Origin of the sequence: Shewanella sp. GutDb-MelDb (assembly GCF_002836075.1) — a bacterium.
In the GTDB taxonomy this organism is placed as follows: domain Bacteria; phylum Pseudomonadota; class Gammaproteobacteria; order Enterobacterales; family Shewanellaceae; genus Shewanella.
In genome coordinates, this window is record NZ_PJBM01000247.1 from 1 (window position 1) to 15,792 (window position 15,792).

The window sequence follows — 15,792 nt, forward strand, 5'->3', positions numbered from 1 at the left end:
AGACGACAATATGGATGACTTAGCATGGGGAAGTGTTAACGAGCTAAAGATACAGCACCCATTTTCGAAACAGATCCCGATATTAAGCACGCTGTTAGATATGCCTACCGTCACCGGATTTGGTGATAGCTATATGCCGGCTGTTCAAGGAGCCTCATTCGGTGCATCTCAGCGTTTTATTGTTCAGCCAGGTGATGAAGCTAATGGAGTATTAGCGATTCCAGGGGGGCAGTCTGGCCACCCATTATCAGACTTTTATAGGGCTGGTTTTACCGAGTATGCTGCTCAGCAACAGACGCCTTTATTGCCAAGCAGGCGACTGCATCGAATAGAGATCAGTGCAAAGTGAGCTAAGTATTAATTGATGCATTAGGGTCATTCAATAAAGGCACTTCGGTGCCTTTATCTTCTGCTCAGCGGTTATCAATATGAGTTCGATAAATTGGTGATAAATAAAAGGTGAAGATATAACGCTGACTATTTACTCGCTAACAGCACATGTGGTGGCATATATGCTCTTAGTTGTATCATTGTGCCAAAATAAACATCTATTTCATTGCGTTATATCTAATCTCTTATTTTTGACGTCAGGTTTAATACTAAACATAATGTTTGGTATTTGTTAATATGCGATACAAATAATTACATCTGAATGAAAACTCAATGATTACGGCTAAATATATTGGTGTTGTCTTAGGGCTACTCAGTTTATCAGCATGTCAAAAAGGCCTGACTTTTGAGATAGCCCTCGCAGCTGAAACAACCCGTTATAGTGAAGATACACAACAAGAGTCTGTTGCATGTGATATTGGTATCTATGCCATTAATGAAATGGACTTTGGGGTTAAAATTGCCCCAGAGTTGACTATTTTTACCGATAATGAACAGTACACCATGAAGATAAAGTCATGGGGAGATGACTGGGATTACTTAATAGGCAAAGATGGCGATCAAGCCAGCAGGCAAGGTTTGTGTTTTAAAGAAATTAATCAAAAGTCATTTGGTTGCGATGAAGTACTTTCGGCACTGAGAAATAAACAGTACAAATTAACACTCAATCGGTGTGAAAAACTGGACCAATCGCCGCTTGATTGCGAGATTGATGTTGAGCTTGCAAATGGAGGCATTCGATTTAAAAAAGATGAGGAATTGACTCAACTCTAATTTGCCTCTCAATATATCTATTTATAAATATATCAACTTTTCCATTTTTGAGATTAATAACATGCATGCTGTTTTATTCATTTCCAGCTTTAACCATCGTCATCTATAATCCTTTTACGTCCTCATTCAATCTGTAAAGTGTGTGCTAAAACCTATTATCTCATTTATTGTTCTGACTCTTTCCTTTTTTACCTGTTCAGCTATGGCTGCAGAAGATGACCTTCGTCAAAACAGCTGGGGACAATTCATCTTTGAAAATGATGCTTTCGGTGTGCTAGAACCCACTGATGATGGCTACAGCAATGGTGTTGGTTATGCATGGGGAAAGGCGCCTATCGCTAACTTTGACGATATTGATATGCCAGATTGGGTGCGATGGGCTAGCGATTGGACCTATATTAACCAAGCTGATAGAGGTCAATACACTTTAAGCTATGCCATTTTACAGGGGATGTTTACCCCATCAGACTTAGAAGATCGCCAACTCATCCCTGATGATAGACCGTACGCTGGAGTACTACTTTGGCAGGTCAAATTACGCCAATTTGAGGATGATATTGCAACCAGTTTAATACTTGATGTCGGTGTGGTTGGCCCCGCTTCATTCGCGGAACAAACGCAAAGTATCATCCACGGTATGATTGGTGCTAAAGATCCACAAGGGTGGGACTATCAAATTGATAATGAGCCTGTTTTTCGTGTCCAATCTGAGTATTTATATCGTTTTGCTCAATTAGCACTATCACACCGTGTGGCAACTGACGTGAGCTTTTACACTCAGGCCGGAATCGGTAATTTACTTAGCGATGCGGGCTTTGGATTAACGTTTAGAGTCGGCAGTGGGCTTGATGAAACCTATGCCAGTATTAACCCGACCGCATCTCATAGCGCCAATCCTTATGCCTATATGTCTGATCGAGGGTTTAACTGGATGTTGTTTATGTCAGCTTACGGTCGTTACGTGCTGAATGACATCACTATGGATGGTAATACTTTTAAAGATAGCCACTCTGTGGAACTCATTCATGAACAAGGTCAGCTTAGTATGGGGTTTGCCATGCGCTGGGGAAGTTGGGGGATTTTATTCTCTACGCTTCGAGGGAGTCAGCAATATGAAGGGCAGATACCCAATACTAACTATGGCGCGGCCAGTATTAGTTATCATTATTAGCCGTAATGGTCACTTTATAATACTGGTTCCTTCCACTTTTCTTGGCTTGGTAAAGCGCTTTATCCGCGATTTCAGTGATCTGTTTTCCGCTAATAAAGGTCTCTGCACAGTATGTCTCTACTGGCGCAGGTAAGACTTGGCATACCCCAAAACTCACAGTGACAAAATCTGCCACATCAGAGCTTGGATGAGGTAAGGCTAAGGTTTGCAGTGATTCTAAAATGCTTGCTAGCTTACGTTCAAGCGGAGCGAATGGAATATCACTGTAGAGCATTATAAATTCTTCTCCGCCAAAGCGTGCACACATATCCTCAGCACGTTGAAAATGTTGGTCCAATAAAGCGGCCACGGTTTTAAGTGCTTCATCGCCCGCAATGTGCCCTAATGTGTCGTTATATCTTTTAAAATAATCGATATCAGCCAATATCAGTGTGAAGCCAATGTTCTGCCGCCTTAATAATTGAATTTGAGCTTCTAAGTGCAATTCAAATGCACGGCGATTAGAAATTTGGGTTAACTCATCGACATAGACTTGCTGACTCAATAATGTATTTTGCCTCTGCACTGTGCTCATAAGTGCGTTGAAGTGAAATGATATCTTTCTTAACTCGGTAATAATGTAGTTTTTTGGCAGTTCTTTGTAACGTTGCTTTTTGTCCATGGCTTTAACATGTTTTGCAAGGCGTTGAATTGGGCCAATAATGAACCCAGCAAGCAGCAGATAGACGGTGATGACCAGCACTATCATCGCAAGTACCAAGCTGAGCATACCAAGGCCCCAAATGGAGGGAGTCTGGCTATTGGTATGATATAAGGTAATTTTGAGGATCGGTTCTCCGTTAGTATTGCGGATTAATCTGCGGGTGAAAGGGGTTATTTGGGTCAGTTTCACTGCAGCGTTCCAATCTTTGAGCCCGTCAATATCTATATTACTGTTGACTGGCGTTATAAGTACTGGCGTTGCTGTAAACAGTGATAGCTCATCGATTAGCTCTTGGTTAATGAGGCGGATAAATACCAGAAAACCATTAGAGGCTAAACTTTTGTCAGAAAGTAAAATAGGGGTAGAACTGTAGAATGCCGCCCCTGATTGGGTGGAGATAACGCCCGTTTTAGGGATGACTTTTTTGCCATTATAGGGAGTGTCGATTAACACCCTATTTTCAGGAGAATCCTCAAAGTTATGCAAGTTAAAACTGAGATCGTGTTTGTTTTTATGGTGGTAACCTTTTGAGTATAAGAGCTTGGATTGGTTGTTGAAAATAAATACACCGTCAATTTCTAATCTGATGAATGTATCATTGAGATAGTTTTCAATTAAGTAACGCTGGCTGTGCGGCGAATTAGGTTGCTGCACAAATTCATAGGTCTCATCCCAAACGGCATAATCGTAATTTAGGGTAACCATGGGTTTATTAATTCGATTAATAGCAAAAACCAAGCTATTTAACTCTCGTTCAGACAGCTTGAGCATGGTGGCTTCAAGTTGTGGGATCTGAATGAAAATGCGATAGCTGAGGATCACCGCAGTGAATAACACGACGATGAGCGTAAATACCCTAACTTGAAGTTGGTTGAAACTTAGAGTTCTCAAAATCTCTTAGGTGCCTCTATAAACAGTACTTTTAGTGGCGTGTACTGGCGAGAATTTGAGTTAATTGTAGCAGTGGCTAGATAATTCGCTTGGTCTTTGGTGAGGTAAGTTGTTGTAAATGTATTGCCATTAATCAGCCTTTTGGAAAGAGGCTTTAACTATGCGAGTCGTGAAATTGCGTAAAGAGCGTTCTCGTTTGAGTATAGATAACCATTAAGCTAATTTGAAATACAAGGTGCTTATCACTAGCACCTGCACCACATAAACCAAAAGTTGTATTCGAGCTTGGCGATGTTTTTTGGCTTTCAGATAAATGGTTTTACGGTTAAGTTTTTGTAGTAAAATCAAGATTTTGGTTGATAAAAAACAAAAGTAATGTTTAAGTGTTTGGGAGTTCCAAGCTCCTGTCAGACCTGCGGTTCAAGAGTTTTAACTGCATTATAATATTGATACTCTGCAATGACAGAACACATCATCAACAATCCCCAGGTTGAAACGAGAATAGTAAACACAATGACTCCAAATGAATTTAATATTACCTGACCGAGAGCATAGTAAAGCTGCTTTATACTTTCTTACTTACAAGCATTTATACTCTGCTCAACCTAATAAGCCAACTCTGTTCCAACAACCTTAATATCATCTAGGTTTGAACGGAATACCTGTTGTTTTTAAGCTTGCACTCTCATCAGCTGGAATCGCTTTGATAGAGTCATAAAGGGTGACAGTTTGTTTGCACTAATCGGGTCAATATACAACTTTAAGTCGTTCTCGGTGGCTATGCCGTTCGTATAACGAGTGACTACTCTTACCGTTGTTGGTTGCTGAATGAAAGTGGGGTTCGTTTTCAGGGAGTGCTGATGGGTTATTTTCTGAAAGGTGAAGGGGGAAATATCAGCTAGTACTTTTATACTAAGCAGTGTTTATTACTGTTTTACCTCCTTTTTAAGTTAACTATTATCAATGAGACTAGTTACCTAACCTGACTTTTTTTTATACACTTCCTGTGTATACTCTATGTTAAATGACCGCTTCGATGTTCCCAAAGGTGCAACGCAATGCTTACAATTCTTAAGAGATGCTCTCACTGTTTGTTGACACTCTTTGTGCCTGTGGCGCTTTTTGTTAGCAGTTTCGCCGCGGCTTCTGAAGACCGCAGCGTACATTCATCAGTCGAAAACAACCCCTCACTTAAAACTGAGTTATCTCCTGCATATTTTTATCTAGGTGCAGAGTTAGGGGTTAACTATTATCAGCATGGTTGTGAATCTTGGAGCCTAGATTGTGATAGAAACAGCAACGCGGCTGGTTTTTTTGCGGGTTACCAGATAAATAACCATTTTGCTTTTGAAGCTGCTTATCTTGATTTAGGAGAAGCAAATGCCACTTATTTAGAGGGGGGTATAGCACAAAAGTATCAAGGAACCATGCAAGGGTTGAATTTGTCAGTACTGGGATCTATTGAACTGATCGAGGACTTATCTATTTTTGCGAAGGTGGGTGCGTTTAACTGGCATGGTGAAAACTCAGGGCCATTCTCAACCGTATCTGAAAATGACTGGGCGCCTAGCTTAGGTGCAGGAATGAGTTATCAGCTAACGGATTCATGGCAAGCCCGGTTTGAATATCAATATTTTCATCAGTTAGGTAATGACATCTTAGGTGGCACCAATGCCCATGTTACGGCTATCGGAATAAGTTATCAGTTTGGCCGAACGAGAGCGGCACCAATGACAGAGTCCCCAGTGACTGAAATCAGCATCAATGAAACAAAAGTCACAGCCGCCGTGGTAGCCACGCCTCCGATAGTGTTGGAACAGATAACGTTCCCTTATCTGTTTGACTTTGATAGCAGTGAATTACACTCGAGTGAACCATTGCAAGTCATCGTTGAGCGTTTAACAAGATATTCACAAGCACAGGTTATTTTACGCGGATACTCTGATTCCAGAGGAAGTAGTGCATATAACTTAGCTCTCTCGAAGCGACGAACCACGAGTGTTTATCAATATTTGATTGCTCAAGGCGTCAATGATAAACAGATTGTTAGTGAGTATTTTGGTGATCAAAACCCCGTCACAGATAACTTGACCGAAGAGCATAGGCATTTGAATCGCCACGTTCAAATATTGCTACCACAACTCACTCTTCCAGAAGTCATGCCACAGCAGGAGCAATAATAATGAAACGATTATCTGTGACTAAATTATATATTGCATCACTGTTACTTATCTTGCTATCGGCTTGTGGTGACGGTAGTAACTCAGGCTTTCCTACCGCTGACTGCGGCGGTAGCGATGACCCGTGTGTCAGTGCTTTTACCATTACCCCAAACAAATCCGCCATACTCCTTGGTGATACACAAACATATCAGGCGGTAGCGACGTTAACTGATGGCAGTGAAACAGATATCACAGAGCTCGTCTCATGGAGTGTTGAAGACACTGCTATTGCGGTTATTGATCAAGATGATAGCTTAGTTGTCGCCACTGGATTAGCTAACGGCGTAACGATTATAGCAGCAACTTATCGAGGGCTTAATGATACCGCTGCGCTCTCTGTTGGTGCTGTCACTTTTGGTATTAGCCCGAGTCAAGCCAGTATTCTTACCGGAATGGTGCAGCCCTACCAAGCGTTTGCCATATTACCCAATGGCGTTCAGTTGAATATCACTGAGCGTGTTAACTGGACATCAGACAGTCCCAGTATTGCGACTATGAGTGTCGATGGTGCTAATGTTGTTGCCACTGGGCTTACTCATGGCCTTGCTGTTATTTCTGCGGAGTATAATGGCGCCAGTATTGTCGCCCAGCTCACCGTTATCAATTCAGTCCCAGAAACATTAGTCATTACTCCTGCCAGTTTGGTGATGTCGGTTGGAGCGGCAACGCAATATAGTGCCTATTTGACCACGGTAAACAATGAAGTGATTGATGTTACCTCCTGGGCAACTTGGCTTGTATCTGATACGGATATTGCCAGTATAGATGCGAGTGCTTGGCTAACCGCTGTGGCTATAGGGGATACGCAAGTTCAAGCAACAATAGTGCATGATGGCGTAACGCTCAGTGATAGTGCTGCATTAACCGTTAACCAAGCGACTCTTAGCAATTTAGTCATCAGTCCCAATAATGGCAAATTCCCCGTGGGTAAAATGGGTGTTTACCATGCAGAGGCTTACTTTTCCGATGGTAATGTTATCAATGTTACTCGTGAAGTCTCATGGAGTATTGCCGACAGTAAAATTGGAAGTATCGTCGGTTCAGGGGTTTTTGGTGGCGATAGCATTGCGCTCATTCCTGGTAAAACCACTGTGAGTGCGACATTTTTATCGGTGACTGCGAGTACTAATGTTGAAGTCACCGCGGCGGAAATCAGAGCGATTAGCCTTAGCCCACATGATGAAAAAACGCCAGTTGGTACGGTTATTAACTACCAAGCACATGCCTTTTATTCTGATGGTAGTAAGCGAAATATTACCGAACTTAGCGCGTGGTCAAGTAGTGATCCGAGTATTGCCGCTGTCGGGTTTCGTGGAGGTAAGTCGGGTCAAGCGAATGCATTTAATGTTGGCGTTACTGACATATCTGTCACTTATCAGGATATAACCCAATCGACCTCACTTACTGTTAGTGATGCTGTGGTTAATAAGCTACAAATATCACCGCTATCACCAGAGGTGCCGGTGGGTATAGAAGGGCAATTTCGTGCCATAGCCTATTATTCTGATCATACCACTTCAGATGTCACCGATACGGCATATTGGGTCGTTGACGACTATTCTGTGGTGACTGTAGTGCCTACTGGCGAATTAGGAGGTTACGCTGAAGCCCTAGCTCAAGGTTCAGCTCTACTTACGGCGAGCTTTGATGGCCAAAGTGTCACTACCAGAGTGACTGTCACAGCGGCTGTACTTGAGTCATTATCGTTAAGCCCACCTCAAGTATCTGTACCTGCAGGCACTACGCAGCAGTATCAAGTGTTTGGTGTGTTCACTGATGGTACAAACCACGATTTAACCACATTTGCTAGTTATCAGAGTAGCGAACCCCATGTGGCATCTATTGATAGCTCAGCATTGGCAAGTGCCCATATTAAGTCTGAAAATTTGGTGACCATTACAGCATCATATATCGGCATGCAAGCAACGGCATCTCTATCGGTGTCTGATGGTGTACTTGAATTTATTACGGTGATACCGGCTAAGCAAAACATATCAGTTGGTCATAAGGGGCAGTTACAAGCATTTGCATTTTATACCGATGGCTTAAGTAATGATGTAAGCCAGCAGGCAGCTTGGAGTGTTGAAAATGGCGATATTGCCTCGGTAGATAATACCAATGAAAATGCAGGGGTCGTGCTGGGAATTAGTGAAGGTGTTGATACTGTCACAGCCAGCTTTAAAGGTGAAATCGCGACTAATATCACTACCGTTACGGCAGCTGTATTAGAAAGTGTAAGCATCACACCAGTATCTAAAACCGTCGCAGCAGGTTTGACCCAACAGTATCGGTTATTCGCCCTATTTTCTGACCGTACTAGTCGTGAAGTGACTAATATAAGTGATTGGCTGTCAGGAGATCCCGTAGCGGCTACGATAGATCCACAAGGACTTGCGACGACCTATCAAGAGTGGCAAACCGTTATCACGGGAACTTATCAAGGGTTAAGTGCTAGTGCGTCACTAACCATCACAGATGCCACGCCAAGCCGTTTACAGGTCACCCCGGTTAATCCAAGTAAGCCGCTAGGCACAGTGAGTCAATTTGTTGCTACGGTTTATTACACCGATGGCTATGCTGCAAATGTGACTCAGAGTGCAACTTGGACCTCAAGCAATACTGATATCGTACAGATAACCGCTAGTGGAGCGAGCGGAGGTACTGCTAGTGCTGATAAGGTTGGGGTGAGTGAAATAACCGCAACAATTGATGGGTTATCAGCCAAAACGAATGCTAGGGTAACGGCAGCCGTATTGAGCAATATTTATATAAACCCTGTTATTAGCTCAACAGATATAGGTGATAGGATTAACTACCAAGCCATCTGTAAATTTAGCGATGGTTCATTTCATAATTTGCCAAGTAATGGATTGTGGCAAAGTTCAAATATAGATGTTGCCACCATTCAGGTTACAGGGGTTACCAATGCCTTAGCGACTGCGATTGGTGAAGGTACAACAATTATAACTGCTCGTGTTGGCGATATTGTGAGTAATGAAGCTGTACTAAATGTTACACCGCTAACACTAACCGCTATTCAAGTCACACCCGCAATAGCAAATGTTGCGATTGACGCTCAACAACAGTTTATTGCAACGGCCTATTATTCAAACGGATCAAGTGGAGATGTTACCACGCAGGCTACTTGGCTTTCTGATAACACTGATATCGTGAATATTACTCCCATTGGTGATAATGGTGGCTTTGCTCATGCTATAAGCGCCGGCATAGCGAATATTACTGCTGTATTGAATACTGTTATTAGCAATAGTGCTCAAATTACAGTGGCCAGTAAAACTCTCGATAATGTCCAAATTACGCCTAATAATAAAAGTTATAAAATGGGCCAAACTGAGCAGTATAAAGTCAGTGCTGTCTATGATGATTTGTCCCTTAAAGATGTCACCGCTTATTCTCAAATACAGAGCTTAAGTCCAAATGTTGCCACTTTCGATGCAAATAACATGATGACGGCGGTAGGGAGTGGGACTGCTGAGCTTACGACCGTTTATCAAGGGGTTACCAGTGAAAGAGAGTTCTTACATGTTTCAGCTCCCTCACCAATCTCGCCAACCATTGAGATTACTCCCGTAAGTATTGATGTGCCGCAAGGAACATTAGGTCGCTATACTGCCACCTTGTATTATGCGGATAATACGATCAAAAACATCACTCAGCTAGTTGCTTGGTCTTCTGCAGATACAAGTATTATTAATATCCTGCCCACGGGCGAAAATGCTGGTTTTGCTAGGGCTGTTGGTATCGGTATGACGACGATTAGTGCTGATTTTGAGGGGTTAACAAGTAATACTGCGACCATTAGCGTTAAAGAGAAAGAGTTGGTTTCAATCGAAATCGTGGTCGAAGATGATGCGATATTTCCGAAAGGAACGACCAAACACTTTACGGCCTTCGCGACCTATAATGATGAAAGTGTTGTCGATATTACTCGAGATGCTACATGGAAAATCGATGATACTGCGGTAGCCGTCGTGATCAAAGGCTTAGTATATGGTGTGAATATCGGCACTACTAATGTGAATATCTATTTCGGAGGCAAAGAGAATAGCCAAGGACTCACCGTCACTAATGCAGTCGCTACCGCGTTAGCAATTACTCCTAGTTACTATGAAATGGCTGTACATACGACCTTAGATTTTACCGTTATAGCTCGTCTGTCAGACGGCACAACCGAGAACGTAACTAATGATGTCATTAAGAGCAGTTCTGGGACTGCCGACATTGAAATTATTGACCAAGAAGAGCTGTTTGTTACTGTTGAGGGGATCACAACAGGTAATGCCATCGTCAAAGCGGATTATGATAATCTCAGCGCTAATGCCAACTTGGTGATAATCCCAGCGACTTTGGACTCTATTAGTATCACACCGTTAGACGAAACCATTTCGTTGGGTTCGACTCTACAGTATCAAGCCAAGGCTCTATATAGCGATGGTAGTGAAGTTAATATCACCAAAGATACCAGCTGGAAAAGCATGAATACTAGCATCGCCTCAATACAAAATTATAGCAACGCCGGTATCGCAACTGGAGTATCGACAGGGAGCACAACAATCCAGGCAACATTTAAAGGTGTCAGTACCTCTACTAGCCTTACCGTTGGTGCAAGTTGTGGTAATAAGAAGCCAGATACCATCTATATTCGACCAGAGAATGCAATAATCAGCTTAAATACCGAAATGCAGTACACCCTTTTCGGGCTCTGGTTTAATGGCTGCACCGCAGAGCTTACACAAAACAATGCGGGTAATTGGTCAAGTAGTGATAACAAGCTTGTTGCTATCGGGAAAAAGAATGGTATCGCTTTAGCTAAAAAAGTGGGAGCGACTAAAATAAATGCCAATTACCAAAGCTTAACGGCGACGTCGGTCAATGTCACTGTGACTAATGAGGAAGTGTTGTCAGTCAGTATCCAGCCTGCTCCATCGGCAATATTGGCTAAAGGCGGGTCACTTAACTATCTCTGCTCTGCAAGAACTGCAATTAATGGGATTGAACAAGCTGAAAAGTTTGTTACGGGCCTCGCAAGTTATAGTTCAAGCGATACTAGATTAGCGGTTATTGGTAGCAATAACGGTACGTATCAAACAATTACTGCCTTGAGCATTGCAGGGAATACGACGATTACTTGCAGTTATGGTGGTAAAGATAGCCAGTCTAAACTGACGATTCAGTAGTAACATAAGGGTTAAAGACACTAAATTGTCATCAAAGCAATGTGCTACTCAGCATTTCTATCTTAAATGTCGATAGTTCTGAGCTGAAACTGTTGTTGAGCAAGCCAAATTTCCAAAATGGCCCACATCACTTATTACCGATACTGCAACGACGATAGTATGGGAGTTTCGCTCGTTTGTGTTGGCATTAGGATTCTAGTTTTGGTCTATTGATGAGACCCCTTAAAGCTTAAGTTTTAAGGGGGCGAAGTTCTGTAGCGCTTTCTAGTAATGTCCTTAAGCTCCTAAGCCATGCGCTGTGTTGGTTTCCAGCGTAGTAACTGAGTCGGTAACTTAACGCCTTGTGAGGTTAAGCTATTAACGCGGTTAAGGTACGCTGCGCCATACATCAGGTGCTTAGCCACATCGACGGCATTTCGGTGTTGCTTGTTTTCAACAGGAGTAATCTAGATAACTGCCTTTAGCCTTTAGCCTATAGCTTGAATGCGCCTAGTGCTGGACCCGCCCAGATCGGTAATTCATATCTCGCATAATATGCAGTGGAAGCTAAGCTTAGTGTGTAGCTCAAGGACGAGTAATTGTTTGACGATTTGGTAATCGATATATCAAAATTTCTCATGATTATTGACTTATACCATTCATGTAAAAGGAATTTACAATGATTAGGATATTGGTTTTACTGCTCACTTTTCCTATTTTCGCTTTTGCGCTCGATTATGCTGAATATCCAAGATTTGATAGCACTCAGTCGTACCGCAGGGGGGATATCGTCTCGTATCACAACCACTTATGGGTATCCAAACTCCCAAGTGTTAACCATGAACCCGCTAAAAATTCTTGGAAGTGGGGCCAAGTAGCTCTGACTAACATAGATGAGTGGCGTTATGGCCACTTATACTTTCTAGGCAATGCGGTGAGCCATCAAAAGAAATTCTATTTTGTCAGAAAGTTTGGGTTTGCAAAACCAGAAACGAATAGAGGTGGCTATCAATGGGAGGCGTTTTCTCATCCTGCAATTGGATATGAGCTGCCAGATATCGATTATGAGAGTGCGAACTTGGCTGTTGATGGTGTTGACTCTAATTTCAACGGTATCAGGGATGATTATGAAATCTTTGTGGTAATGGAGCACACTGATCCAGTCTTACGCCATTTAGGTTTGCAGGCTGCACAACTTTATCGAAAGTTATTTGCTATAGCACGGGTAGACATTGATGAAACTTCTATTCAAGAGCTGGCATTACTTACTGACCAGCTTGTTTCTTTACGTGTTTGCAACCGCCAGAACATTAGAACGGAGAATGGTTTCAATGGGTACCAGCATAAATATGTAAATACACCAGAACGCTTTGAGGAATTTTTAATGGCTCAAAAGTTGTTATATGAGGTGCTTGGCGACGACTATGAACCAAAAGTACCCAGTGAGCCCTGCAAATATATTACAAACATTGGAGGTGAGTAAATATGAAATTTTTAATCGCACCAACTTTATGTTTATGCTCATTTTCGGTGCTGTCAGCCCCCAAAACATGTGCAGACTATGTTGATTACCTTCGCCTTTTTTATATTAACGGTATGTTTACTTCATATGTATCCTATCTTGATAATAAAAGGGAATTATCCAAGTTCCAAGAGAGTACCTCAATTCAGAAATTCCTTCAGCAGGGGCCGTAAAAGGCTCGTACAATAATGATGAAGCAGCTTTATTACAGGTTCTTCTGGTGACAAGGCAGAAACTAGAAGATAAGTCTGAGTCAAGTGAAGAGTTAGGTCACTACTTTGATATTTTGAGTCAGTTTTTAACTGGTAATGTAGTCACTGTCGGTGCGCAAAACTATGAGGTTTTACTTTACTCCTTGGCTGAAACGTTGGGACAGTTTTTGTCTAAAATGAACCAAGAACAAGATTACATGACAGCCTATACTGCTCTTAGTAGTGTCATGGAAGGTTGCAGTAGAACTGTTTTAATCTCTCATTCGCAAGGGAATTTTTATGGGAATTCAGTAGTAGAAGGTATGTATTCACAGTTCACTTTTCCTGGTGGGTGGAGACTGAGTCAATATCCAATTCTAGGTCAAGTGGGAGTGGCAAATCCCTCAGAGGTTGTAGCAGGAGATTTTGGTAGGAATAATGAAAATTTAGTTGGGCATTTAACCAATGATAACGACCTTATTATGCAATGTGTTAGAAATATTATCGGTTCAATCGCTTCAAGTTATGACGCTGAATTTAATGCACATGATTGGTCTGGACATGGTTTAATTGATTCTTACCTTCTATCTGCTGGACAAGCTAGCAATTTAGCGAGCCAGATCCTTGATATTGCAATGAATATGACCCCTGTTCCTGTTTATAATCAAACATTATCCTCTTCATCTGCATTCTCAAGTTATGGTTCGTCCAAGAAGAATCAAATTCTTGATTTGAACTTTATTAAAGGTGGTTTATATCGATATAGAACAGTTCCAGTTAGTGCGATTGAAGAGTTTGAAGCCGCGTTATCTAAGGGGCAGTATTTCAATATCAATATAAGGGGAGTTTACAGCTTCGAGAGTATATCCTTGCCTTGAGAGGCAATAAATATAGTATTTTGTACAAATAAAAAAGCCCCCAGCACATCTAGTTTAGAACTAGATGTGCTGGGGGCTTGTCTCTTTTTGCAGCTTACCTTTATCTAAGAGCCGCTCAAGGCGGCTTTATGCCATTCTCTGCGTTGGCTTCCAGCGTAGCAACTGTGTCGGTAACTTAACGCCTTGTGAAGTTAAGCTATTAACGCGGTTAAGGTACGCTGCGCCATACATCAGGTGCTTAGCCACATCGACGGCATTTCGGTGTTGGTAGTTATCTAAATAGCTGCCTTTAGCCCATTGGTTGAAAGCGCCTAATGCAGGACCCGCCCAAATTTGGTAGTCCATTTCACGGCCGACTTCACCTGAATTTGACCAGCGGCTAGAAAGCCCCAAGTACCAGCGGAAGATGAGTGCCATTTTACGTTTAGGGTTGCCTTCAGCGCGTTCAATTTGCTTAGGGTCACGTTCATTAAAGTGTGCAACAGTACCGGCCCAGATCTCATCTAGGCTTGAGCGGAAAACTTGCTTTTCAAGCTTCTCACGCTCAGCGGCTGGAATTGCTTCGATAGAGTCATAACGGGTGTAGAGCTCATACAGCTTGTTGGCTCGCATTGGGAACAAGGTACCGCGCTTAACCACTTGCAGTTTTACGCCCATCTCGAACATATCTGCAGCAGGTGCCATAGTCACATCGGCCATTTCGGTGGTCGAAAGCAACTTACGCGTATGCTCACTGGCACCAGCTTCTACGCAAGCTTGGTTGACTGAACCAGTAACAATGTACGCCGCGCCCATGTTAAAGGTTGCGAGCGCCGCATCGGGTGTTCCAACGCCGCCGCCACAGCCGACGCGAATGGGTATTGGGTACTGGTACTTATCTTGAATTTCTTCTTTAAGCGCCAAAATAGTAGGTAACAGTGTCACTAATGGACGGTTATCGGTATGACCGCCGGAGTCAGCTTCGGCAGTGATGTCATCTGCCATAGGCACAGTGAGTGCCAGTTCCATCTGCTCGCGAGTGATTGAACCATCATCGACCAATTTTTGCAGCATTTTAGCTGGCGCTGGCATCATGAATTTTTCAGCCACTTCAGTACGGCTCACTTTGGCAATTACCTTGTTAGCGATAACCACATTGCCTTGTGCATCACGGCTGAGACCCGCAGCGCGGTAATAGACGATTTGTGGTGTCAGGCCTAAAAAGGCCGACGCTTCAACGGTGCGCACTTTATGCTTTAAAAATAGCTCAACGCTGCCACGCTCTAACGCTGGCTCACTTGGGCTATGAATAAGGTTAAACATGTAAGGGCCGTTCGGCAGTGCTTTTTGAATGCGGTTAATGGCCGCTTCTACGCGGCTAGGGATTAGGCCTGCTGCACCAAACGAGCAAAGGATACCCGCTTGACCGAGTGCGATAACGAGCTCTTCAGACGAAATGCCATTAGCCATTGCACCGGCGTAATAAGCATACTTTACACCGTGAACGCGGCGGAAATTGCTATCACCTAAGCTTTCAGTGCCAAGGGCGGGAGTGAATGCTGCGACAGGCAGGGCATTGCTGTTAGCGGCGTGCTCAGAGACTAGGTCGGCAGTCTGCGCTATACCAAAGCCTTTATTACTATGATTGACCACGTAGCAGCCACGGCTGAAGTCTTTTAGCTGTTGCTCCATCACGGTGGCATCAAAGCTGATGTTGGACTCATTTACAGCCCAAGGCCACGGAGATAGCATTTCGTTTGTTGTCGTAGGATTCATTATATTTAAGACCCTTAATTATTTGTTTTGAGCTACTTGTTCTATTTAAGCTCTTTCTAAATTTTTTCTTATCGCGCGATATTTTAATGGCTGAGGGCGATGCTAGTTCGTCTTGCTT

General features: G+C 42.8%; 9 protein-coding genes and 1 pseudogene. 7 read left to right on the plus strand and 3 right to left on the minus strand.

What is annotated here, in order from left to right; all coding sequences use genetic code 11:
* The 3 genes from CXF82_RS16240 to CXF82_RS16250 all read left to right on the plus strand — a co-directional run.
* On the plus strand, window positions 1-349 hold a 349-nt coding region (locus CXF82_RS16240; protein ID WP_145991698.1), incomplete at its 5' end, for a penicillin acylase family protein.
* A gap of 314 nt (window positions 350-663) precedes the next feature.
* On the plus strand, window positions 664-1,164 hold the full coding sequence (locus CXF82_RS16245; RefSeq protein WP_102039333.1) for a hypothetical protein: 501 nt from the start codon (window positions 664-666) through the stop codon (window positions 1,162-1,164).
* A gap of 202 nt (window positions 1,165-1,366) precedes the next feature.
* Window positions 1,367-2,335, plus strand: coding sequence for a lipid A deacylase LpxR family protein (locus CXF82_RS16250; RefSeq protein WP_101092695.1), 969 nt, complete (start codon window positions 1,367-1,369; stop codon window positions 2,333-2,335).
* Here CXF82_RS16250 and CXF82_RS16255 read toward each other — a convergent pair.
* Window positions 2,319-3,929: a sensor domain-containing diguanylate cyclase gene (locus CXF82_RS16255; RefSeq protein ID WP_145991699.1), complete on the minus strand. Its 1,611-nt coding sequence runs from the start codon at window positions 3,927-3,929 to the stop codon at window positions 2,319-2,321. The genes CXF82_RS16250 and CXF82_RS16255 overlap by 17 nt on opposite strands.
* A gap of 1,058 nt (window positions 3,930-4,987) precedes the next feature.
* Between CXF82_RS16255 and CXF82_RS16260 the strand changes: the two genes are divergently transcribed.
* Together CXF82_RS16260 and CXF82_RS16265 are read left to right on the plus strand one after the other, a co-directional pair.
* Window positions 4,988-6,109, plus strand: coding sequence for an OmpA family protein (locus CXF82_RS16260; protein WP_102044571.1), 1,122 nt, complete (start codon window positions 4,988-4,990; stop codon window positions 6,107-6,109).
* 2 nt (window positions 6,110-6,111) lie between these two features.
* Complete coding sequence (locus tag CXF82_RS16265; RefSeq protein WP_102044572.1) at window positions 6,112-11,349, plus strand: Ig-like domain-containing protein; 5,238 nt, start codon at window positions 6,112-6,114, stop codon at window positions 11,347-11,349.
* Window positions 11,350-11,633: 284 nt separating this feature from the next.
* On the opposite strand, the pseudogene CXF82_RS16270 reads toward CXF82_RS16265, so the two are convergent.
* Window positions 11,634-11,860 (minus strand): annotated as a pseudogene (locus CXF82_RS16270) (2-nitropropane dioxygenase); the annotation flags it as partial.
* Window positions 11,861-12,007: 147 nt separating this feature from the next.
* On the opposite strand from CXF82_RS16270, the gene CXF82_RS16275 reads away from it, so the two are divergent.
* A complete protein-coding gene (locus CXF82_RS16275) occupies window positions 12,008-12,811 on the plus strand; it encodes a hypothetical protein (protein WP_102044573.1) in 804 nt (267 codons plus the stop codon).
* A gap of 259 nt (window positions 12,812-13,070) precedes the next feature.
* Window positions 13,071-13,919, plus strand: a complete 849-nt coding sequence (locus CXF82_RS16280; protein WP_102044574.1) for a KTSC domain-containing protein — start codon at window positions 13,071-13,073, stop codon at window positions 13,917-13,919.
* A gap of 126 nt (window positions 13,920-14,045) precedes the next feature.
* Here the strand turns inward: CXF82_RS16280 and pfaD are convergent, their stop codons facing one another.
* On the minus strand, window positions 14,046-15,674 hold the full coding sequence (pfaD, locus tag CXF82_RS16285; RefSeq protein ID WP_102044575.1) for an eicosapentaenoate synthase subunit PfaD: 1,629 nt from the start codon (window positions 15,672-15,674) through the stop codon (window positions 14,046-14,048).
* Between the last annotated feature and the right edge of the window lie 118 nt (window positions 15,675-15,792).